This is a genomic window from Kocuria sp. CPCC 205231 (genome assembly GCF_040980965.1).
Lineage (GTDB): Bacteria > Actinomycetota > Actinomycetes > Actinomycetales > Micrococcaceae > Kocuria > Kocuria rosea.
Genome location: NZ_JAVKPP010000027.1, coordinates 1 through 20,088, shown reverse-complemented (window position 1 = coordinate 20,088; position 20,088 = coordinate 1). Strand labels below are relative to the sequence as shown.

Here is a 20,088-nt window from a genome sequence, read left to right as displayed (position 1 = left end):
ATCGTCACCACACCGCCCCGGCGACCGCCGGAGCGGCACTATCAAGCCTCCACTGAACCCGTCACGGGACACCCGTGGTTCGAGGAGATCCTGCCCCGCCTGGCCGCCGGACTGCTGGTCGTTGCCGCCGGACTGGGCTACCGGCTCAAGAAGTCGCGACCACTAGCGCCCGGACCCGACGCGTCCTCGGACCGGTAGGACGTTGGCCCGACCATGGTTGCGGTGCGCCCACGACCCCGGGGGAGGACAGACGATGTTCGTGGCACCGGGCGCGGGTGAGGGGCCCGCCCCGAAGAAGGACCGGAAGTGGCTGTGGGGGCTGGGCGCGTGGCTGTTCTGGTTCATCGTCGCCGACGAGGTGTTCGAGGCCGCACTGGCCTGGTTGGTGGCCACCGGCGGGTACGGGTTCTCCAACGCGATCATCGGACTGCTCACCCTGGGCGGGTGCTTCATCGGCATCCAACGGCTGCACGTCAAACACCGGCGCCTGGAGACCGAGGGCGACCCGGACCCGCTGCCGGCACCCTACGACTACCAGACCCAGGCCCAGGGCGGGGTCTTCGCAGGCTGGGCGTTCGGGATCATCACCTGGGCCGCCACGCTGGCGTGGCTGATCTTCGTCGGGGTGGGGGCCGCACTGACGTTCTGGCCGATCCTTGGGACGACGCTCTTGTGGGCCGGGCGGATGGAAATGGCGCATGCGCGCGTGATGGACGGCCGCCGCGGCCAACCCCCGGCACCGGTCGACCAGGACTGACCGAGGAAGGCCCACGATGCCCCAGATCCACTGAGGGCCCCGGTGTCAAAACTGCCTGATGGCTCCAAGCCCCGAATCTATATATGGCCCGGTTGGCGGCTGACTGCGGGGCGGAGCCATTGAGGTGGTCCAGGCAATGCCCCTCGGTCCCCACACGCATTGTGCGCCGGGGATCGAGGGGGATTACTGCACGGAGTGATGATGGGTCAAAGTTGGTCAGTCGGGGACCTACATCCGGATGGACCGGCTGATCTCTGAGGCCTACCGCGGCGAGGCCACCATCAGCTCCCTGGCCGTCATGGAGTCCGCCGTCGAGGGCCGCGACGCGGGGCAGGTCGTGCTCGCCTGGATGGCGCAGCGGGACCTCGTGGTGCACCCGGTCGTGGCAGTCCCCGGCGTGGAGCAGTTGAGTGCTGCGACCTTCACGGTCTCCTCGCCACTGCCGGCCGAGGTGATGACGGCGTTGGAGAGCGCACGGACCCCCACCTCCGGGCCATGATTGCCGACAGTCGCCCCGGGTGCACGTCAGGGGCGGTCACCGGGTGCGGCCAGAGGTGTGTGGCCGGCAGATAAGGGGGGTCTTCCATGTCGATGGGCGCCTCATCCGGTCCCGTCCTGCTGTGGGTGCGGGCGGGTCTGTGGATGGTCCTGACGCTGCTGAGCGGATGCACCGACACCGAAGTCCTCGGCCCCGGAGTCCGTGACTCCGGCCGGGCGGATTCCAGCCAGGGCCCGCCCGTGCCTGCTCATGAGCGGGGCAGAGAGTCCACCGGCGGGGACCGATGACAGACCCCCGGGCGGGGGACGGCATGGTCCTGGCTCACCATGGCAATCCCCAGGGGTGTTCCCCGCTGCCACATTGATCAGGGTGCTTACTAGTAGGCTGTTGTGAGGTGGCCCCGGTGAGTGAGGCCACGCAGACGCCATGGCCTAGGGGAATCGTCGTGGGGTGCCCGCGCCGGTGTTGCCACTGGCCGGGGCGGGGGTGAGAAGCGGGCGGGGCCCCTGGTGCTGTGCCCTCTCCTGAGGGCAGGTGAGGTGGTCTTGTGCTGATCCCGGCGTCGTTGTGCAGTGTTGAGTGGGCCGTGTGGCCCGGGAGGAGATCGATCTATGTCTGAGACGACGGAGCCGGGGCGGGAGAACCTGCGGGAGTTCATCGACAAGCTCCTCAAGCAGGGCTACACCGTGCCGCACGGCAACGAGGAGGACCCGGAGCTCATCGACCCGGGGGGCTCGGCAGTGGAGACCTGGCGGGAGGACTACCCGCACGAGGAGCTGATGAGCCGGGAGGAGTATGAGCTCGAGAAGTACCAGCTGCAGATCGAGCTACTGAAGTTCCAGTACTGGGCCCAGGACCACGATCTGAAGCACGTCATTGTGTTCGAGGGCCGCGACGCCGCCGGCAAGGGCGGGACCATCAAGCGCTTCACCGAGCACCTGAACCCCCGGGCGGCCCGGGTCGTGGCGCTGACCAAGCCTTCGGACCGGGAGGCCGGGCAGTGGTACTTCCAGCGCTACATCGGCCACCTGCCCACCGCGGGGGAGATCGTGATGTTCGACCGCTCCTGGTACAACCGCGCCAATGTGGAGCGGGTGATGGGTTTCTGTACCGAGGCGGAGTACGAACAGTTCATGGCCCAGGCCCCGGTGTTCGAGAAGATGCTGGTGGACTCCGGGATCCACCTCACCAAGTTCTGGTTCTCGGTGACTCAGCACGAGCAGCGCACCCGGTTCGCGATCCGGCAGCTGGATCCGGTGCGCCGGTGGAAGCTCTCGCCGATGGACCTGGCGTCCCTGGACCGGTGGGAGGACTACACGCAGGCCAAGGAGGAGATGTTCCTGCGCACCGACACCGATCACGCCCCGTGGATCACGGTGAAGTCCAACGACAAGAAGCGGGCGAGGCTCAACGCGATGCGGGTGTTCTTGACCCAGTTCGATTACGAGGACAAGGACGTCTCGGTGGTCTACCCCCCGGATGCGTCGCTGATCCGGCGCGGGCGTGATGCGGTGGGCGACTGAGTCCGCCGTGGCGGGCTCACCGGTTTGAGGAGGGGCAGTGGATGCTCACGGGCGGTTGTTGGTGCTGGTGGGACTCACCCTGGTCGGCCTCGTGGTGGGGGCACAGCTCGTAGCGGTGGGGTGGGCCCTCGGCGCGGTAGTGGGGGCGGTGTATGGCGTGGAGGCCGAGATGCTCCACCGATGGGGCGGAGGACTGCTCGTGGTGGCGTGCTCGGCCGGGGTGGTGCTGGGCATGTTCGTCGTAGTGCACCGGCGGCGGTGGTAGCAGGCCGCACTCCGGGCACTGGATGCCGCATCGGTGCCCGAGCACGAATTTCTGGTCTGTTGGGGCAGAGATAGCATGACAGCACGCTGGGTACTGACTCAGTGATCTGGTCCCGCTCTTCATCCCGTTCCGGGGCATGTCTCACCAGGGGGCGGGCCACGACGAAACCGGTCCGCCCCTGATGGGACGGACCGGTTTTGTCCTTACCAGGGCATCGGGTCAGCGGGTCACATCCGCCGGGACAGTGGTGGAGGCCGCGGCCTGCGAGGCGGGGCGGTCGGTGGTGGGCAGGGTCAGGGTGAAGATGGTGCCTTCCCCGAGGGCGCTGTGGCAGGTGAGGGTGCCGCCGTGGGCGTCGACGATGTCTTTGCTCACGGCTAGGCCCAGGCCCAGTCCGGGGACGGTGCTCATCCGGGCGGTGGGGCTGCGGTAGAACTGCTGGAAGATCTGGGTGGTGTCTTCCGGGCTCATCCCGGTGCCGTGGTCGATGACCTGGACCTGCACCGTGTCCGGTGAGTGGGCGCCGAGGACGAACACGGCGCTGTGGGGCGGGGAATACTTGATCGCGTTGGAGATCAGGTTGTCGAGGACCTGGCCGATCTTTTGTGGGTCGCAGTGGACCGGGAGGGTGTCGGCGGCCCAGGTCTTCACGGTGATGCCGGTCTGCTCGGCCTGCGGCTGGGCGGCCGCGGTGGACTCGGCCAGCAACTGGGTGAGGTCGGCCGGTGTCTTGCGCACCAGGGTGTGGGTGCGGTGGGTGTTCAGCAGGCCCTCGACCAGGTGCATCAGTTGGCCGGTGTTGCGTTCGATGGTCTCCAGGCCGGTCTGCACGTGGGCGGGCACAGTGGGGTCCATGGCCAGCAGCTCGGTGTAGCCGCGGATCGAGGTCAGCGGGGTGCGCAGTTCGTGGGAGACCCCGGCGATGAAGTCGTCTTTGGCGTTGAGTGCGCTCACCAGGTCGGTGACGTCGGTAAAGGACAGCACGGATCCTTCGGGCTGACGCCGGTCGTCGTGGATGGTGCATGCGGCCACGGAGAGCACTCGTTGGTCGGGGGCATCGCCGTAGCGCACCAGGTAGTCGGTGAAAGACTCTCCGGCCGCGGCCCTGGCGATGGGTCGGTCCGCCGAGGCCATGGGGGCGCCGGAGGCGGTGTAGATCCCCGGCAGCGACGCCTCGGCCGCGGGGCCGTGCACGGCGCGTTGCCAGGCGTAGTCGGCCAGGGGCCCGTGGTTGGTCAGCAGCGGGTGCCCGGCGGTGTCCAGGGCGAGGACCTTGCTGTTGACCGCGTCGAGCACGGTGTGCAGCAGGCGTTCACGCTGGGCGGCGGTGGCCAGGGCCGCCCGCAGCTGGGAGCTCTGCTGGCGCAGCCGGTGGGTGATCTCCTGGACGGTGGCTCCGATGATCAGCATCATGAACGGCACCAGCAGCGGACTCGTCAGCGCGGTGGGGGTGACCGGTGCCGCGGAGACCAGCACAGGGACCCAGACCACCCCCAGGGTCATCACCGCCCCCAGGGACGCGGCCCCGTGCCTCAGGAGCCCGGAAGAGACCAGCCACAGCACCGGGAACACCGGCAGGATCGCGGTTCCGGAGACCTCGGGTACAACCCCTCCCGAAGCAGCCCCACCGGCAAGAAGTCCAGCAGCGGCACGGCCAGCACCCAGCGCTCGTCCAAGCGTTCCCAGGGCACCACCGCGCACAGCACCAGCAGCGCCAGCAGCAGCCCGCCAGCCCAGTGCACCCGGGCATCGGCCAGCTGCTCGGGGTGGACCACGGCGACCCCGAAGAGCAGCAGGGCCGCGGTGATGCTCAGGGGCAGCTGGTTCAACACCACCCGTTGGCGCAGTGGCAACGCGGTGTCGTCGGGATCACGCAGAGACAGGAAGCGCAGGGCGAGGTCCACGGTGGGGGCTCTTTCGACGGGTGATCGCACCGCTGCCCGGGGGAGAACAACGGTGATTCGCAAAGATTATCGCCGAGTGGTCCTGTCCACGACCCTCCGGTGAAGTGGCGGATCCGTGTGGCGGCCGGTGCGATCCGATTCCCGTATCCGGTGGGGCGCATGGGGATGCTGCGCGGCCTCCGTCCACGAATTGCCCAGGTCGGAGGAGGCGCTGCTCCCACCGGAGAGCTAAGCTGGCTTAGTATTGGTGGTGGTGCCGGTCAGTCACCCGGGGTGCGCGTGGTCCACTGCCCCGGCGTCGGCGCGGGGGTAGTGCGGCCGATGATGGTGCCGCCGCCTGTGGATGGAGGAGGTTCTGATGCGGATACCCCGGATTTTGGCCCTGGTGCTGGCCGGTGGGAAGGGCTCCCGGTTGGGTGCTCTGACCGAGAAGAGAGTCAAGCCGGCCCTGCCGGTGGCGGGCACCTATCGGCTCATTGACTTGGCCCTGTCGAATCTGGCGCACTCTCACATCTCCGATGTGTGGGTGGTGCAGCAGTACCTGCCGCACAGTCTCAATGTGCACCTGGCCAATGGGCGGCCCTGGGATCTGGATCGCTCCCACGGCGGGCTGCAGGTGCTGCCCCCCTACGAGGGTGCGGCCGGGGAGGGCTTCGCCGAGGGCAACGCGGACTCGATCTATCGGCAGAAGGAGCTGATCCGCGAGTTCGCCCCGGATCTGGTGCTGGTGCTCAGTGCTGATCACCTCTACACGATCAATTTCCTCGATGTCGTGGACACTCACCTGGAGAAGGGCGCGGACCTGACCATGGTCACCACCGAGGTCGCCGAGGACCCCTCCCGCTACGGTGTGGTGCAGGTCGACGACGACGGGTGGGTGACCGGTTTCGACTACAAGCCCGAGGAGCCGCAGGGCCGGCTGGTGGCCGGGGAGATGTTCCTCTACGACGCCCAGAAACTGCTGGAAGCCCTCGAGGAGCTGCACGCCCAGCACGGGCAGCTGGAGGACTACGGCCACGACCTTGTGCCCTGGTTCGTCGCCCACCGTGCCGTGGCCGAACACCGCCTACACGGGTATTGGATGGACCTTGGCACTCTGCAGTCCTACTGGACCGCGCACATGCAGCTGCTCGACGGTGACGGGGTGATCCTGGATGATCCGGGGTGGCCGATCCTCTCGGCCCAGCCGCAGCGGGTGCCTGCCCGGATCGCCGGCAGCGCGCAGCTGCACACCTCGATGGTCGCCGCCGGCGCGGTCGTGGGCGGGGTGGTGGAGCACTCGGTGCTCGGCCCCGGTGTCGTCGTCGAAGAGGGCGCGACGGTGCGTAACTGCGTGCTGTTGGACGGGGTGCGGGTGGGCCCCGGGGTGAGTCTGCTCAACGTCGTGGCCGATGTGGGTGCGGAGATCTCCGGCGGCAGCCGCCGCGGCTCACCGGCGGGGGTGACGCTGATCGGCGAGGACGGGACGGTGGCCACCACCGAGGACTTCGACCGCTCCGCCGTGCTGCCCGACGGGGTCTGAGACCCCGCCGTGCCCCACCGTTCCCTCTGCTCACGGCAACGCCCGCGAGCCTACGTGGCCGCCCCGGTATCACCGAGGGAGGCGTCGGAGCGGGCCCTGGAATGGGCCTGTGTCGCCCGTGGTCCTGTCGGCTGGTCCTCGGTCGGGTTGCTGGTGCCGGATTTGGTGACACTGGACCGGGCACGTCATCTGCGCCAGGCCCAGAGCAAGGGAGCGATCATCGGATCCGCCCAGGAGCCCGGTGACCTGGCGCAGTGGGCGGGGCCGCTGGTCGTGTACTGGCCCACCCTGGCCACCCTGGCCGTGGCCGAGACTATGGCCGTGACCCGCACCGTCGTGGTGGCGTTGAACAACGACACCTTGCGCCCCTGGGTGGATGCCTTCGACCCTGAGTGTCTGGCCGGGGCCCCGATGGCCCCCACTCCGGTGGTGCTGCCGGTGCCGCTGGTGCGCCGGGCGATGGTCTACTACACCCACCGCTTCCAGCGGGAGCCGGCCGTACCGGAGCCGGTGTGGCGCATGCTGCTGCGCCGCCTGGAGCACCTCTACCACCACGGTGAGCACTTCACCGCCGAGTCCCTGCTCGCCCTGGCCTGGCAGCTGCACTGGTCTCCCGACACCGCCTGGGAGCTCCACGAGTGGGCCACCCATTCCCTGCCCCAGGCCGACCTGCCCCACCCCGCGCCCTGAGCTCAGAACACCGACCCGACCCACCGTCCCCGTCCGGGGCCCGGCCGCTGCAGGCTCCGCGGTGCGGCGCGGGCGGTAAACTGAGACCACTGCGGGTCCGGCCGGCACCACCCCGGTCTCCTGCCACGGACGAGCACTGGGCTGCCGCACCGGTCCACCGAGAGCACCCCTGGGCGAAGCCGGCAGACCCGAATGCACCCCTGGTGTCGTGGGCACGACGAAGCCGCAGCACCACGAACTAGTCTTTGTCCCCCCAATCCTGGACAACTACCAATGGCATACCAGTGCGCCTTCCCGGATTGCAGCCCAGGAGCGGGCCCATCAGGGCGGAGTGCCCCGCGACCGGCCCCGGATTCTGACACCAAGCCGTTAGCCAGTATGCTTACTAATGTGTTCGGGTGTATCGGGCGCGGTACTGGGTGGAGGAGCGCGATGTCGGTGGGGCCCTGGGAATCTTTTGCCAATCCGCGGGCCTACACGGCCGCCCCGATGGCCCCCGGCGTCGCGGTGTTCCACGCGGCGGCCTGGATCTTCAGCCACAGCGAGGACCTGAGCTGGGCATCGCTGGGGATCGTGGTCCCGGACCGCTCCCTGGTGCCCGAGCTCGAGCAGCTGCGCCGGCTCAAGAGCCGTGGGGTGCGGATGGGCACCATCGCCCAGGCCGAGGACGCCCACCACTTCGACCAGGTGCTGATCGCCTACCGCCCCGATCCGGCCACCCTGGCGAGGGCTGAGGCCATGGCCCAGGCAAGGGTGGTCGTGGCCATCGGCGAGAACTCCGAGCACTTGCGCGAGTGGGTGAACACGCACCGACCGGTGCATCTGGGCGGGGCGGACCTGCTGGCCGCTCCGCTGCTCCCGGCGCCGGGCCCGACCGTGGCCTTGGTCGGATGAGTCGCTGCATCAAGGAGGACAGCAAGGAGGGGTGGTCATGACGATGCTGCTCGGAGTGGCCGGGATGCTGCTGGGCGCCGTGCTGCTGGCAGTGGTGGTTCGCCACGACGCCCGTACCGGGGACAGCCCGACCGGGGCGGCAGCCACACTGGCGGTACTGGTGGCCGCGGTGGCGGTGATCGTGCTGTTCAGCACCGGGATCGCCCTGGTGGGGATCACCGGACTGCTGTCCGTGGCGGCAGATTCCTAGAATTGGTCCCGTGAAACAGCGGCCCTCTCCAGGTTGTCACCGGTGGCGTGAGGACCGCTAACGTCCTGCACAGGTCATCGCTTTCACCTCAGGGGGATACTCACGAGGGTGCCGGGCACCTGAGGGGCAAAGCCGAGGGCCGCAGTCAGGGTGAGCACGGCGCAGGAAAATTTCCGCGGTCCCACTGGGTACATGACGATGATGGCCCAATATTCCATGCTGTCCTGGTGGGGATGACCGCAGTCGAATGTCAGCGGGATGAACATGCCCTGACCAAAGATATTGAAATACGCGCATGATCAGTAAGGACCAGAAGGATGCCGCTGAGGGCGGCTGGCCCCTTCTCGGCAGAATGTGTATCAACCCAAAACGACTACCCCGAAGGATGAACCATGCACAAAGGGACCACCTTGACTTCCCTAGTCCTCGCTGCAGGCCTCGCTCTCGCGGGGTGCTCCAGTAATCCGACGGCCACCCCCGAAGCACCCAGTGAAACCGCTATGACTTCCCAGATCCCTTCTGAGTCCCCTTCACCTGAGCGGGTCAACTTGGACGAACCGTTCTACGTGAAGACTCCCGAGGGTTCGGAGATTGTCGTTGACTTCTCGGTTGAGCCCCCTGCCGACATTGAGGAATACCGTATTGCCACAGGCACCGGAGTTGGCACCTACGCAACGGTGGATATCGACAACCGTCAGGGCACCGAATATTCGAGCGTCTACCAAGTGACTCTGTACGACGAAGAAGGGAACTCTTACCCGTTCCAAGATGTTGAGCTGTACCACTTCTCAGAGTGGGGGCCGACCTTCACCGAAGACTATGACTACGTGATGCCTGATGGAACCGTGCTTGATGAAGCTACCGCCAACAAGTTCGAACAGATGGAAGCCGCTCTTTACGAGAAGTACTTTGATGATGGCGCTGACCCGTTGGAACGTTCTCAGTCTTGGATCGCTACTCCTGGCGAACTGCCTGACGACATCGTCGGTGTCTCCATCGAAGCCAACGGCTCAGGTTCAGGTACTGCGATGGTGCCGCTCTCCGAAAAGGATTCCTACGTCGTTCCCGACGAACGTACAGGCCCTCAGGTGGTCGGTCCTCCGCCCAGCAACTGAGCACTACGAAGACAAGACCCCCACCCAGCCTCTCGGCTGGGCGGGGATCTTGTCGTAGAAGGGCTCCTGCGAGGAAGCCGGCGGGCAAATCCCAGCCACGGAGTTCCATGCCGGTCCTCGAAGTGCTGGCGGGAACGGGAGGCCGATGTGCGGGGTCCCCATCGGCGGGCACACCGGTGACACTGCGCAGCGGGGTCGAGCGGTGTTTCTCTCGGCTCACGCAAGCCCGCGGTGTGGCTGCCCGGGAAGCCGGGCTGCTGTCGGCTCGGGCTGCTCGACGCGGTCATCAGCCCGTGATGACGTGGAGCGCTTCGTTGCGTTCTCAGTGGGAGAGTTTGAGTCCGAGGACCCCGCCGATGATCATCAGCAGGAACACGATTTTGAGCATCGCGACCGGTTCCTCACCGGTGGCCATCGCGTAGACGACGGTGAGCACGGCACCGATGCCCACCCACACCGCGTAGGCGGTGCCCACGGGCAGGTCCCGCATGGCGTAGGCCAGCCCGGCCATGCTCGCGACCAGCGCCGAGGCGAAGACCAAGGACGGTCCGAGCCGGCTGAAGCCTTCGGACTTGCCCAGCGCGGTGGCCCACACCGCTTCGAGGATCCCGGAGAGCACCAGAACGAACCAAGACATGACAGCCTCCTGCGGGCCGTCTTGTCGCACACCGGGTACAGCACCCCTCGTCCGGGAACCCGGTATTTCGGGCTCATTTCCAAAATCTCACACCGGGTGGTGAGGGGCAATGTCAGACGTATCACCACCCCCCGAGCATCGGTTCATGATCGGGGGTGCCGGTGAGCATGGCGCCCTGAGTTTCGCAGGACACCTCTCAGTTGCTGATCAGGGGACTGGTCCACAACAGGCTGGTTTCCAGGACCTGAGCGGCGAGGAACCGGGCGGCATCCTGCTGGGTGAGAGAGGCCCGCCGGTGAGGGCCCGGGCGCAGGTGCACGTGGCGCACACCGCGGGCGGGCCCAGCACTCAGGACCGGGGTGCGAACGATGGTCCAGCTCAGCCCGGATCCGGTGATCATCTGGAACCGGTCGCGGGTATGGGCGATACCGCCCGGGCGCAGCGTCTGGCACAGCTGCTGGCGGACGTAGGCGGTCTTGGTGCTGTCACCGGGGACGGGGTAGAGGTGGTGCGGGGCCAGACCGACGTAGCGGTGCACCCGGTGGGCTGTCATGGCTTCCACCAGGTGTCTGGTAGCGGTCCGGGCGCGGGCGGCCGCGACCTGTTTGCGGGACACACTGAGCACGTCCACGACGGCCTCTGTGGTGGCCACGGTGGAGGTCAACCACGTGGTGTCGGTGATGTCCCCGTAGGCGAGATCCACCGGGTACGGCTGGTGGGCGTCCTTGACCGGCTCACCGTCGAGGACGGCGGTGGGGTGGTGTCCGCGGAACACCAGGTCTTCGACGACCTCTTGTCCCAGGGGTGTTTCAGCACCGAGCACAACGACGCGCACAATGTCCTTTCAGAAGCTCCGGCACCACTCCCGGGGCAGGAGCCGAGATGGGTGAGGACGGGGGGCGGGTGGGTGGGCCCTCGTGGGGCTGGGGTTCTCCGGCCCACCGCCCCCTCCCGTTTCGCCGGGTCCTGGGCGCCACCACCGGCCCCGGTGGGCCGGTGGTGGTTCAGCCCAGCACGCGGGAGGTGAACTCGATCTGCAGCTCGTGCAGCCGGTCGCAGGTGATCGGGTGCCCGCCCTCGGGGTCGGTGAGGTACTCCAGCTCCAGTTGCCGGCAGATCCGGCTGTGCAGGATCTGCAGCTGCTCCAGGGGCAGCCCCAGCAGCTCCTCCGGGAAGGCGTCGTCGGGACCCAACCGCATCAGCTGCTCCAGGGCCGGTGAGGCGGTCACGGTGGCGCCGGGGGCGGCCTCCGCCGCGCCGCTCAACGGATCACCGCCGACTGCTGGGCGGAACCGGCCCGGGAACCAGGTCCCAGGACACGGTGCAGGGGGTGTCGGGGGCAAGGCGCAGGGGAACCCGATGCAGACGGGGCGGGGAAGCTCGAAGGCATGGAAACGATCTTTCACTGGGCACGATCAAGGGATCGGTCAGCTACTCGACCAGGGGAGAGCCTATCCACCAGAGACCCGGGTACGCAACGCCCTGCGCGGCCATCAGCCGCCCCCGGGGGTCAAGTGGGACGGGGGGTCTCAGGCGGTGCCGCGGGCCGCCCAGGGCGCTTCGGAGGTGTTGAAGTGGGTGGTGGGGGCCTGTCCGGTGGTGGAAGTGACGAGTTCGACGGCGAGGTCACGCACCTTGAGATTACGCCGGGCCGCAGCGGCGGCCAGCAGATCGAAGGCTTCCTGCTGGGTGCAGTGCTGCTGGCCGATGAGGATGCCCACGGCCACGTCGATGGCGGTGCGGGAGGACATCGCCGCGGCCAGGTCCGTTTCGGTGTCCTGGTGCTTGGCCAGGCGCAGGGCCAGGCGCAGGGCGGTGGATGCGGCCACGACCTCCTGGGTGATCGCCGCGATCGCGTCCTCGTTGAAGGCGTCACGGGTGCCGGCGTAGACGTTCAGCGCGGCCTTGTCGGGGCCGGGCAGATCGAACGGGGCCGCCACTGCAGAGTGGACCCCGTGGGCGGCAACGGCCTGCCCGTACTCCGGCCACGGCCCCTGGGTCAGGTCCGGGGCGTGGACGATGAGCTGCTGGCGGGCGGCGGTCAGGCACGGCCCGTCCCCGTAGTCGTACTGGATCTCGTCCAGCACCAAGGCCCGGGCGTTGGAGCTGGCGACCGTACCCACCCGCCCGTCGCGCAACAGCGTCACCGCGCACCACACCGAGGTGTGCTCACCGGTCAGGTGCGCGGCGATCACCTGGGTGAACTCCTCCAGGAACTCCCGCAGATCCTGGCTTTCGGCCAGGACCTCGTGCAGGCGCAACCGGGTGGAGACCGACGGGAACGACGGGATTGGACGATGGGCCACCGAGGAGGAGTCGGTCACGGGATACACCTTTCGGCAGGGGTCGGCGCGGGCGCCGGGAATGCAGGGCGGAGGAAGATCAGAGTAGAGCAGGCGGAGCCTGCCCCACCGAAGACTGCGAATGGGAGCGGCCTCCGGAGGGGTCAGCCCCGGTGAGGCGGCGGTGCTGGGTGGGCCCGGATGTCGGTCTCGGTCAGATCGAGCATGATCCGCATGCCGGTCCCCAGCTCCTGGATCCACACCACCCCGATCTGCGGGGCGATCTCCTCGAGCACCCCACGGTGCCGGAGCATGCCACCCATCCACGCCTCGACCACTTCCCCTGCCCGGACCTGGGCCGGCCAAAGCGCAGCATCGTCCTTCGCGCCCGACTGAGGTGCTGATGCTCGCCGGCCGGCCGGCTGAGCGCCACCGGGTGAACACGATCAGGGAGCGGCGCGGATGCAGGGGGAACCGGGGTGGGCATATCGGCGGGATCCTTTGGCCAGAGCAAACAGAACAGGACAACATCGCCCACCGGGATGATCAGCGGCCCAACGGCGGGACCACACCGTGGAGCCGTTGCCCCGGCCACCTGTCCTGGTCGCCGAGCAGTGGTCGGGCCGGTGTGGAGAGGAACGCCCCCGCACCGTCATGGGAGGCAGTACGGAGGCGGCAGTCATACCGGTGAGCGGCGGCATGATCCCCCCAGGGGGACCCAGCCACCGCATGTAGCCCGCCCACCCCGTACGCCCATCGCAGGGATGGGCGGTCGTCCGATTCTACCAATAGCAAGCATGCTTGTCACCGTGATCGAGGACCGGCTCACTGCGGAAGAGTGTTCGTCTGCTGCCGGCTCAGCCGGGAACGTGTCGGGGTCAGGTCCGTTTGGTGGCGGTGGTCAGCCGGTCTTGGTGACGGTGGCCTCGGTGAGGATGAGTTCTTCCTCACGGTCGATGTAGGGGGTAGCGGTCTCCTCGTCGGTGACCGCCAGCAGGGCCTCGAGGTCGTCGATGGTGAAAACGTCTCGGCTTTCCACGGTGCCGGTGACTTCGACCTCGTCACCGACGGTGAGGTCTTCGGGGAATTGCTGGGCCATGACGATGGTGTCTTCCGCGCCGATGGCGATGACCCCGGGCACGAGCACCTCTTGTACCTCATTGGTCAAGGTCATGGTCTCGCCCACCAGTTCCTCGGCGGGCACCTCGGACTGGTCCAACTGGGTCAGCCGGGTCTCATCGGTGCAACCGGCGGTGGTCGCGCTGGGCCTGGTCTACTACGCGGCCGTGCCCGGTACGCGGGCCCGGCGGGCAGCGGGGTGAACCGCGTCCGGCACGACGACGGGGCCCCCGTCACCACAACGGTGACGGGGGCCCCGGAGTCGATCGGGTGCGATCAGATGCGGTCGCGGCGATCGTCGTCGGTAAGGCCGGTGCCGCGCTCGGCGTCGGTTTCGATCTCAACCTGCTCCTTGCGGACCTCGGCGTCGACGCGCTCGGTGTCGCGGACCGTCTCCTTCTCGAGCTCGATCTTCTCGACGCCCACGGTCTCCTTGGCCACCACGGCACGCTCCTCGTGGAGGGTGACCTCCACGGTGTCCTCGCCGATGGTGCCGCCGGTGACCTCGGTGCCGTCGAGGGGAATGCGCTCGACCCGAACCTCCTCGCGCTGGACGGGGACATCGACGGTCTCGTGCTCGGTCACGACGTACTTGCGCAGACGGGCGCGGCCGGTCTCCTGACGCTCCTTACCCACGCGCAGGCGCTCCTCGTGACGGATGACCTCGTTGTCGTCGAGATCAGCGCGAGCGGCGGTGTCGTGACGGTCCGCGGTGTCATCGGCGTACTGGTCATTGCGGGCGTAACCGGCGGTTCCGGCCGCCGGAGTGGCGTTGTGATCAATCTCCGTGGCGTGTCGGTCGTCGCGGCCACCGTTGCCGGAGTAGTTCATCTTGTAGTAGCGGTAGATCTCCTCCTCCTCGGCCGGGGAGAGGTGCTGGTCCGCGTCCACGTTCGGGGCGTCCTTGACGACGTCCTTGGTGTAGGGAAGGACGAGGCGGTCGCCGTCCTGTCGGGCGCCGTCGGCCGGGACGAAGCTCTCTTTGGTCCCGAACAGACCGGTGTTGACGGTCACGAAGGTGACCTCTTCGGTGTTGTCGTCCAGGAAGACCTGCTCGACCTTGCCGATCTTGCCGCCGTCCGACCCGTAGGCGGTGGCGGAGAGAAGGGCATTGACGTCGTAGGTGGCCATGAAATCTCCTTTGGGTAATTCGCGTGGCACGAACTCACGGGCGGAAGCCCGGCGCAGACGGTATCCGCCGGTGGGCGGGGTGATGCATTCGGCTGCTGCCTCTCACCCTACTGATAATCAGCCTGCTGATCAATGGTCTCACTAAAAGTTGAAGCTCTGTGTGGCTCGGGATGACCATGCGGTCTCTCGCCGCCGCGGCCGAGACGGGGTGGTGTCGTTGAGGTCGTCTCACAAGGTCGATACCCACGGGGAACGCCTCCGCGCCGTCATGGCTGGCGGCGCGGAGGCGACAACCTCACCGCGGAGTAACGGCAGGCTCCCGGGGTGCCGGCACCGTCGTACCCGACTGTGCGATCACCCCGTACGCCGACCACTGCGGCCAGCGTAAGTATGAAGCTTACTGATAGAAAGCATGCTTGTCACTATGTTGGCGGTTCCGTGCCCGGGATTCCTTCAGGCGGGCTGCGTCCTGTATCCGGGATGCGATCACTGCCTCAGGGGCGTCCGGACAACTCCTGATCGGACCGGCGACGGCGCGGACGCAGGCGAGTTGTCGCCCTTTATGTGCGACCGGATGCCGGCCATTACACGTGGGGACGGAGTTGCAGATGGGGTTGATCTCTGCCCGGGGAGTGCTTGTCACGTGGAGTCTCCCGGTCAGGATGGCCAGCATGCCTAAGCGATACGGGTAGATGAAGTGTCGTAGGGCGTGGCCGTGCTTGGACTGCCACATGAGGGGCCCGGCTACCGCGCGCACCAGCTGCTCTCGTGACGCGAGCTGTGGGTGATGGCTACGACAAGGGCGCCGGACGGAATAACTAGAATGGCGCAATGAAAAGCATGTACCGCATTGGGCTTGTCCTCATCCCGGTTGGGGCAATCCTGGCCTTGGCAACCAAGGTGACATCGTCCCTGCAGGGACGCTACAGCGCGGACCCGGACATCGGTCTCGGCCTGCTTTTCTTGTTGGGTCTTGCGCTTTCCATCGTGGGGGTATGTCTGGCTCTCATCGCCCGCCACGGCATGCGGAACGAGAATGCGACGACCACCCCGTGACTACAGGCGCTTCGGGTTGCCTGAGGTGTCACGGGAGGAGCCGGGGCGGGTCAGCTCCGGCCCCTCCTCTCTTGTTCTGCTGCGCCGACTCTCTTCACTTCGACAGGCATGGTGAGTTTCCCGCCATGTCGCCATGCGCTGCCGTCATGGCGACCACGTGCTGCATGAGGTGTGCCGCCCTACATCGGGGTGTGGAGTAACGAAGCGCGGCGATAAGGTGTTGCGGGGACCCAACCCGTAGCGTTTTACGAATGCACAGAAGGCGCGCGGAGTGGAAGACCCGGCAGCGTCGCGACATGGCCTGGATCCTGGTGTTGCTGGCCGGGGTGCAGGTGGGTTTGCTGGCTGCGGTGATCGGCGTCCTGGTCGAAGACTTCGTGGTGGGCACTGTTGTTGCCTTGGTTCCGGGTGCTGTGGTGGTGGGGATCTGGTGGCGGCGGTTTCTGGACTAGCCCGGGCTGGGGGCATAGAAAAAGCCGGGCGGCCGCCCGGCTTTTTCTTCTGGGAGGCGCGGCCTGGTCAACCAGGCCTCCCGGGAAACGGTGGGTGTGAGCACGCCAGTTCCCACCTCCAGTATCCGCCACCCGCCAGTCCGTTCGCAAAAGTGACGACGATCTGTGAACGAGAGCTCCCACAACACTGCGATCTGTCGGTTCACACCGGGGACGGTTCGGGGTGACCGAGCATCTGGACCATGCCCCGTTGTCGCGCGATGAGGTCCAGGACCGCGTCGAGGCCCGCTTGTCCGGGCAGGCCCCGGTGCCGGGGTGGTTCATGCGTGGGGTGGCGATCTTTGTCGATGACCGGCTTATCGGGGATGCGACGCTGCGTGTCCAGCCCGGGCCGGAGGGGCGGTCCTGGCAGCCGTGGATCGGCTACGCGCTACGACCGAAGGTGGGGGGCCGTGGCCCGTTCGTCGGAATGTACGGAAGGTCTTCGATGGCTGGACTGTCCTGCCGGGATCCGGCGGAGTCTTCAGGAAGGGTAGGACAGGAGGCGTTGGTCGCCTCTGTCCTAGCGCAGGAGGATTGATCCCCATGATCGAGACCAAACAGAAGCCGCCACAGGATCCGAGTTGGTGGTGGAGGATAGGGCATCTTCTGGATCGGGTGTTCGATGTCGTCAGCGTCGTTCCTCTCCTGGGGTGGCTGATCCGACTCATCGGTAGATGAGGCCACGCAGGCAACAAAGAAGTGTGCCGCCGGAGCGGTCCTGCCAACCCGAGTTCGAAGGCTACGAACGCGAACTGGCGGACGCCGCGGTCAGTGTCCCTGGGGATGGCCCCGAGCGGGCTCCTTGTCTCATGGCGCGGGCGCGCGGCATACGGTGGGGACCGTCGAGCGGAGAGACGTGATCTGGTGAGACGAGCCCTGCACGTGCATCGGCTGAGCACCTATCTAGTGTTCCAGCCACCAACCCCGGCGCTGGCCCTGGGCTACGCGGCCGTCCTGTCACCGGGCGGCTAGTTGGGCTGGGTACTGTGCTGGGCGGTGCTGATGGGGATGGGGTTGGTGTGGCCCCGCTGATGTGGGGCCCCTGCTGGGAGGCCGGGGCCGACTACGGCCTGACCGCCAGGGTCCGCGTCACCCTGATGGCCGTCGCCGGCGCGCCGCTGATGCTGCCCTTTCTGGTACTCAACGTGGTCCTCGACCCGGTGTGGTTCCTCTACGCCCTGGTCCTCACCCTCTACGGGCTGGTGGCCGGGTCGACTCGGCTGCCGATTCCGGCGTGGTTCCTATGGGCGGCTGGCGGAGGGCAACGGTGCCTGGATGTTCATCCCGGTGGGGGAAGCCAGGGGGACGCACCGGCTTCTAGGCTGGAAGTTCACAGATGCCAAGTACCCATCTGAGCCCGTGTCGAAGAAGTAGAAACGGACGCGGACAGTGGTGACCACCGCCCCGTCGGGTGGAAGCCGGTCAGGCGGGGGAGACGCTGACCCGCTGCCGTTGCTGGCCCGGGGTGCGCGGCTGACTGGTGCGGGCCTGGCCATGGCGACAGAACCGGAGGAGCAGCAGTGACATCAAGTACGACAGCGGGGGTGCGATGAGTGAGCCGCTGGTCCACATCGACGAGTTCCGGATGGCCTTCGGGGCCACGACCGTGATCGAGGACCTGTCCTTCGACGTGCACGCGGGGGAGACCTTCGGGTTCCTAGGCTCCAACGGGTCGGGGAAGACCACGACCCTGCGGGCGCTGCTGGGGATCTATCAGCCCACCGCCGGGACCCTGCACATCGACGGCAAGACCTTCGAACCCGCCGACGGCGCCCGGCTCGGGTACCTGCCCGAGGAGCGGGGGTTGTACAAGAAGGAACCGGTGCTCGAGACCATGACTTACTTCGGCCGCCTCAAAGGCCTCGACAAGACCAAGGCCCGGTCCTGGTCGCTGGAGTACCTCGAACGGGTCGGGCTGGCCGAGAAAGCCTCCACCCGCCTGGACAAGCTCTCCGGTGGCCAGCAGCAGAAGGTGCAGCTGGGGGTGACGATCATGAACACCCCGGAACTGCTGATCCTGGACGAGCCGACCAAAGGGTTCGATCCGGTCAACCGCCGGCTGCTGATGAACATCATCGAAGACCAGAGACGCGCCGGGGCCACGGTGGTGATGGTGACCCACCAGATGGAAGAGGTCGAGAGGCTCTGCGACCGGGTGATCCTGCTCAAGGACGGCACCTCCCACGCCTACGGCACCGTCCGGGCGGTGCAGGAGCAGTTCGGCGGCACCACCTACCGGGTCACCCACACCGGTGTGGTACCAACTTCACACAGAGATGATGGACGCAGGTTCCGACGGTGGTGTGACTCGCCCTTACACCGACGCCCGCAGGGGTTGTCCTCCAGTGGATCTGTCCGCCCCCACCGGGGCCGCGAACCGTGCGGCCAGACGGAGCATGACTTGATAGGAGCCTGACCGGGAAGTCGCCTCACCTCTGTGCTGTCTGCCCCGCCCGACCGACGGTGACCAGCTGCTCTTCCAGCATGGAAAGGATCACCGGTCATGACGATGATGACAGCGCCACCGACGGCGGCCAACCCTTCAAGGAATGCGGCTCCGGGACGGTACGCCGGGGTCGACACACACCGCGACACCCACCACGTGGCGGTGGTCGACGAGTTGGGCCGGACCGTAGCCGACAGGCAGTTCGCGGCCACCAACACCGGGTACCGGCAGATCGTGGACTTCCTGCACGACCACGGGCCCGTCCTCGCCGTCGGCGTGGAGGGCACCGGCTCCTACGGGGCCGAACTGGCCCGCGTCCTGGCGGCCGCGGAGATAGCCGTGATCGAGGTGATGCGCACCAACCGCCAGCACCGGCGCCTCAAGGGCAAGTCCGACCCGCTGGACGCCGAGCAGGCTGCCCTCACCGTGGCCGCCGGCCGGACCACGGTGGTCCCGAAGCAACGCGACGGGCTCGTGGAGTCCTTGCGGATCCTGCTGGCCGAGCGCACCTCGGCGACCAAGGCCCGCACCGCGGTCCTCAACCAGATCCACGCCCTGCTGATCACCGCTCCCGGCGACGTGCGCACCGACTTCCGCCGCTATCACGGTCAGAAGCTGATGGACGTGCTCGCTCGCACCCGCCCTGGAGCCGGCGATGACCCTGAGCAGGTCGCCCGTGCGTCGCTGAAACGCCTGGCGGCCCGCCACCGGGTCCTCACCGAGGAGATCACCGTTCTAGACGACCAACTCGAGCAGATCGCGGCCCGGCTCAACCCCGCCCTGCTGGCCACCCTGGGGGTCGGGCCCGTGGTGGCCGCGAGCCTGTTGACCACCGTCGGGGACAACCCGGACCGGATCGCCACCAGGGCGGCCTTCGCCGCCCTATGCGGGGTCGCCCCGATCCCGGCCTCCTCCGGACGGACCCACCGGCACCGGCTCTCCCGAGGCGGGAACCGCCAAGCCAACCATGCCCTGCACCGGATCGTGTTGATCCGCATGCGCTTCCGCGAGCCCCGCACCATGGCCTACTTCACCCGCCGCAGAGGCGAGGGACTGGCCGACCGCGACATCATTCGGTGCCTTAAACGCCACGTCGCCAACGAAGTCTTCGCCCTGCTCACCCACCCGCCTGCCGATCCCCTCCCAGGGCCGCTGCTGCGCCGGCAACGTCAGGCGCTGGGCATCCGCCTGACCGACGCCGCCCGCACCCTGGAGGTGCCCTATCAGCAGCTACGGCGCCTGGAGCTGGGCACCCGCACCGATCCCGAGCTCGTCCACCGCTGCCAGCACTGGCTCGAGGAGACCGACCACCAACGCCTCAAAACCGCTTGACGCCAATAGGAGCATCCACTACACCGTCGTGAGCAGCCAGCCGACGGGGGAGGGACTGGTGTCCGAGCTCGCCCCGGTACCGGGCGCCGATGAGGCCACGGTGAACCGTCTCGGCTTCTCTGCCGTCTTCATACGGGCTGCGCCGCCGGCTGGGGCGCAGTGATCTGATCGT

At 67.5% G+C, this 20,088-nt stretch carries 23 protein-coding genes and 1 riboswitch; of the genes, 14 read left to right on the top strand and 9 right to left on the bottom strand.

Translation table 11 applies throughout. The annotated features are described in order from the left end of the window. The 5 genes from RF640_RS17960 to RF640_RS17940 form a co-directional block, all read left to right on the top strand. Nucleotides 1-198, top strand: a 198-nt coding sequence (locus tag RF640_RS17960; protein ID WP_368828551.1) for a hypothetical protein, incomplete at its 5' end; no start/stop codon positions are given. 55 nt (nt 199-253) lie between these two features. Further along, nucleotides 254-757 carry a hypothetical protein gene (locus RF640_RS17955; RefSeq protein WP_368828550.1) on the top strand — a complete coding sequence of 168 codons (504 nt, stop codon included), beginning with the start codon at nt 254-256 and terminating at the stop codon, nt 755-757. A 238-nt stretch (nt 758-995) separates the two neighbouring features. Beyond that, nucleotides 996-1,256, top strand: a complete 261-nt coding sequence (locus tag RF640_RS17950; RefSeq protein ID WP_368828549.1) for a hypothetical protein — start codon at nt 996-998, stop codon at nt 1,254-1,256. A gap of 611 nt (nt 1,257-1,867) precedes the next feature. Further along, a complete protein-coding gene (gene ppk2, locus RF640_RS17945) occupies nt 1,868-2,779 on the top strand; it encodes a polyphosphate kinase 2 (protein ID WP_368828548.1) in 912 nt (303 codons plus the stop codon). A 37-nt stretch (nt 2,780-2,816) separates the two neighbouring features. Further along, the gene (locus tag RF640_RS17940) at nt 2,817-3,044 is read left to right on the top strand and encodes a hypothetical protein (protein ID WP_368828547.1); all 228 of its coding nucleotides are present in this window, start codon (nt 2,817-2,819) and stop codon (nt 3,042-3,044) included. A 219-nt stretch (nt 3,045-3,263) separates the two neighbouring features. On the opposite strand, the gene RF640_RS17935 is transcribed toward RF640_RS17940, so the two are convergent. Both RF640_RS17935 and RF640_RS17930 read right to left on the bottom strand, forming a co-directional pair. Beyond that, complete coding sequence (locus RF640_RS17935; RefSeq protein ID WP_368828546.1) at nt 3,264-4,607, bottom strand: sensor histidine kinase; 1,344 nt, start codon at nt 4,605-4,607, stop codon at nt 3,264-3,266. Beyond that, a complete protein-coding gene (locus RF640_RS17930) occupies nt 4,577-4,948 on the bottom strand; it encodes a hypothetical protein (RefSeq protein ID WP_368828545.1) in 372 nt (123 codons plus the stop codon). Before RF640_RS17930 ends, RF640_RS17935 begins: the two co-directional genes overlap by 31 nt. 358 nt (nt 4,949-5,306) lie before the next feature. Here RF640_RS17930 and RF640_RS17925 point away from each other — a divergent pair, with 358 nt between their 5' ends. The 5 genes from RF640_RS17925 to RF640_RS17905 all read left to right on the top strand — a co-directional run bounded on the left by RF640_RS17925 (nt 5,307) and on the right by RF640_RS17905 (nt 9,419). Continuing rightward, complete coding sequence (locus RF640_RS17925; protein ID WP_095649947.1) at nt 5,307-6,470, top strand: glucose-1-phosphate adenylyltransferase family protein; 1,164 nt, start codon at nt 5,307-5,309, stop codon at nt 6,468-6,470. A 165-nt stretch (nt 6,471-6,635) separates the two neighbouring features. Beyond that, nucleotides 6,636-7,160 carry a hypothetical protein gene (locus RF640_RS17920; protein ID WP_368828544.1) on the top strand — a complete coding sequence of 175 codons (525 nt, stop codon included), beginning with the start codon at nt 6,636-6,638 and terminating at the stop codon, nt 7,158-7,160. A 432-nt stretch (nt 7,161-7,592) separates the two neighbouring features. Next, nucleotides 7,593-8,054 (top strand): hypothetical protein, encoded by a 462-nt coding sequence (locus tag RF640_RS17915; RefSeq protein ID WP_368828543.1) that lies wholly within the window; start codon nt 7,593-7,595, stop codon nt 8,052-8,054. A 37-nt stretch (nt 8,055-8,091) separates the two neighbouring features. After that, the gene (locus RF640_RS17910) at nt 8,092-8,304 is read left to right on the top strand and encodes a hypothetical protein (protein ID WP_075873016.1); all 213 of its coding nucleotides are present in this window, start codon (nt 8,092-8,094) and stop codon (nt 8,302-8,304) included. Between the two features lie 500 nt (nt 8,305-8,804). Continuing rightward, nucleotides 8,805-9,419, top strand: a complete 615-nt coding sequence (locus RF640_RS17905; RefSeq protein ID WP_368828542.1) for a hypothetical protein — start codon at nt 8,805-8,807, stop codon at nt 9,417-9,419. 322 nt (nt 9,420-9,741) lie between these two features. On the opposite strand, the gene RF640_RS17900 is transcribed toward RF640_RS17905, so the two are convergent. From RF640_RS17900 to RF640_RS17870, 7 genes are all read right to left on the bottom strand, one after another. After that, nucleotides 9,742-10,056 carry a multidrug efflux SMR transporter gene (locus tag RF640_RS17900; RefSeq protein WP_075873014.1) on the bottom strand — a complete coding sequence of 105 codons (315 nt, stop codon included), beginning with the start codon at nt 10,054-10,056 and terminating at the stop codon, nt 9,742-9,744. 10 nt (nt 10,057-10,066) lie between these two features. Next, a riboswitch (guanidine-III (ykkC-III) riboswitch) is annotated at nt 10,067-10,134 on the bottom strand. A 118-nt stretch (nt 10,135-10,252) separates the two neighbouring features. Then, complete coding sequence (locus RF640_RS17895; RefSeq protein WP_368828541.1) at nt 10,253-10,891, bottom strand: NAD(P)H-binding protein; 639 nt, start codon at nt 10,889-10,891, stop codon at nt 10,253-10,255. Nucleotides 10,892-11,060: 169 nt separating this feature from the next. Next, nucleotides 11,061-11,321 carry a hypothetical protein gene (locus tag RF640_RS17890; protein WP_368828540.1) on the bottom strand — a complete coding sequence of 87 codons (261 nt, stop codon included), beginning with the start codon at nt 11,319-11,321 and terminating at the stop codon, nt 11,061-11,063. Nucleotides 11,322-11,585: 264 nt separating this feature from the next. Next, nucleotides 11,586-12,380 carry a GAF and ANTAR domain-containing protein gene (locus RF640_RS17885; protein WP_368828539.1) on the bottom strand — a complete coding sequence of 265 codons (795 nt, stop codon included), beginning with the start codon at nt 12,378-12,380 and terminating at the stop codon, nt 11,586-11,588. A gap of 122 nt (nt 12,381-12,502) precedes the next feature. After that, nucleotides 12,503-12,652, bottom strand: a complete 150-nt coding sequence (locus tag RF640_RS17880) for a hypothetical protein (protein WP_154676745.1) — start codon at nt 12,650-12,652, stop codon at nt 12,503-12,505. 587 nt (nt 12,653-13,239) lie between these two features. Further along, nucleotides 13,240-13,557: a hypothetical protein gene (locus RF640_RS17875; protein WP_368828538.1), complete on the bottom strand. Its 318-nt coding sequence runs from the start codon at nt 13,555-13,557 to the stop codon at nt 13,240-13,242. Between the two features lie 176 nt (nt 13,558-13,733). Beyond that, entirely contained in the window at nt 13,734-14,588 is an 855-nt protein-coding gene (locus RF640_RS17870) for a DUF2382 domain-containing protein (RefSeq protein WP_368828537.1), read from the bottom strand. Nucleotides 14,589-15,419: 831 nt separating this feature from the next. On the opposite strand from RF640_RS17870, the gene RF640_RS17865 reads away from it, so the two are divergent. From RF640_RS17865 to RF640_RS17850, 4 genes are all read left to right on the top strand, one after another. After that, on the top strand, nt 15,420-15,644 hold the full coding sequence (locus RF640_RS17865; protein WP_136341466.1) for a hypothetical protein: 225 nt from the start codon (nt 15,420-15,422) through the stop codon (nt 15,642-15,644). A gap of 296 nt (nt 15,645-15,940) precedes the next feature. After that, the gene (locus tag RF640_RS17860; RefSeq protein WP_154676747.1) at nt 15,941-16,096 is read left to right on the top strand and encodes a hypothetical protein; all 156 of its coding nucleotides are present in this window, start codon (nt 15,941-15,943) and stop codon (nt 16,094-16,096) included. A gap of 1,591 nt (nt 16,097-17,687) precedes the next feature. Continuing rightward, nucleotides 17,688-18,554 (top strand): ABC transporter ATP-binding protein, encoded by an 867-nt coding sequence (locus RF640_RS17855; protein WP_368828536.1) that lies wholly within the window; start codon nt 17,688-17,690, stop codon nt 18,552-18,554. 87 nt (nt 18,555-18,641) lie between these two features. Beyond that, entirely contained in the window at nt 18,642-19,916 is a 1,275-nt protein-coding gene (locus RF640_RS17850; RefSeq protein WP_368828534.1) for an IS110 family transposase, read from the top strand. The last annotated feature ends 172 nt before the right edge of the window (nt 19,917-20,088 follow it).

Coding starts and splice junctions, on each gene's coding strand:
- RF640_RS17910 (WP_075873016.1), top strand. CDS start 8,092: ATGACGATGCTGCTCGGAGTGGCCGGGATGCTGCTGGGCGCCGTGCTG.
- RF640_RS17950 (WP_368828549.1), top strand. CDS start 996: ATGGACCGGCTGATCTCTGAGGCCTACCGCGGCGAGGCCACCATCAGC.
- ppk2 (WP_368828548.1), top strand. CDS start 1,868: ATGTCTGAGACGACGGAGCCGGGGCGGGAGAACCTGCGGGAGTTCATC.
- RF640_RS17865 (WP_136341466.1), top strand. CDS start 15,420: ATGAAAAGCATGTACCGCATTGGGCTTGTCCTCATCCCGGTTGGGGCA.
- RF640_RS17880 (WP_154676745.1), bottom strand. CDS start 12,652: ATGCTCCGGCACCGTGGGGTGCTCGAGGAGATCGCCCCGCAGATCGGG.
- RF640_RS17850 (WP_368828534.1), top strand. CDS start 18,642: ATGACGATGATGACAGCGCCACCGACGGCGGCCAACCCTTCAAGGAAT.
- RF640_RS17915 (WP_368828543.1), top strand. CDS start 7,593: ATGTCGGTGGGGCCCTGGGAATCTTTTGCCAATCCGCGGGCCTACACG.
- RF640_RS17860 (WP_154676747.1), top strand. CDS start 15,941: ATGGCCTGGATCCTGGTGTTGCTGGCCGGGGTGCAGGTGGGTTTGCTG.
- RF640_RS17955 (WP_368828550.1), top strand. CDS start 254: ATGTTCGTGGCACCGGGCGCGGGTGAGGGGCCCGCCCCGAAGAAGGAC.
- RF640_RS17870 (WP_368828537.1), bottom strand. CDS start 14,588: ATGGCCACCTACGACGTCAATGCCCTTCTCTCCGCCACCGCCTACGGG.
- RF640_RS17855 (WP_368828536.1), top strand. CDS start 17,688: ATGAGTGAGCCGCTGGTCCACATCGACGAGTTCCGGATGGCCTTCGGG.
- RF640_RS17905 (WP_368828542.1), top strand. CDS start 8,805: ATGACTTCCCAGATCCCTTCTGAGTCCCCTTCACCTGAGCGGGTCAAC.
- RF640_RS17900 (WP_075873014.1), bottom strand. CDS start 10,056: ATGTCTTGGTTCGTTCTGGTGCTCTCCGGGATCCTCGAAGCGGTGTGG.
- RF640_RS17925 (WP_095649947.1), top strand. CDS start 5,307: ATGCGGATACCCCGGATTTTGGCCCTGGTGCTGGCCGGTGGGAAGGGC.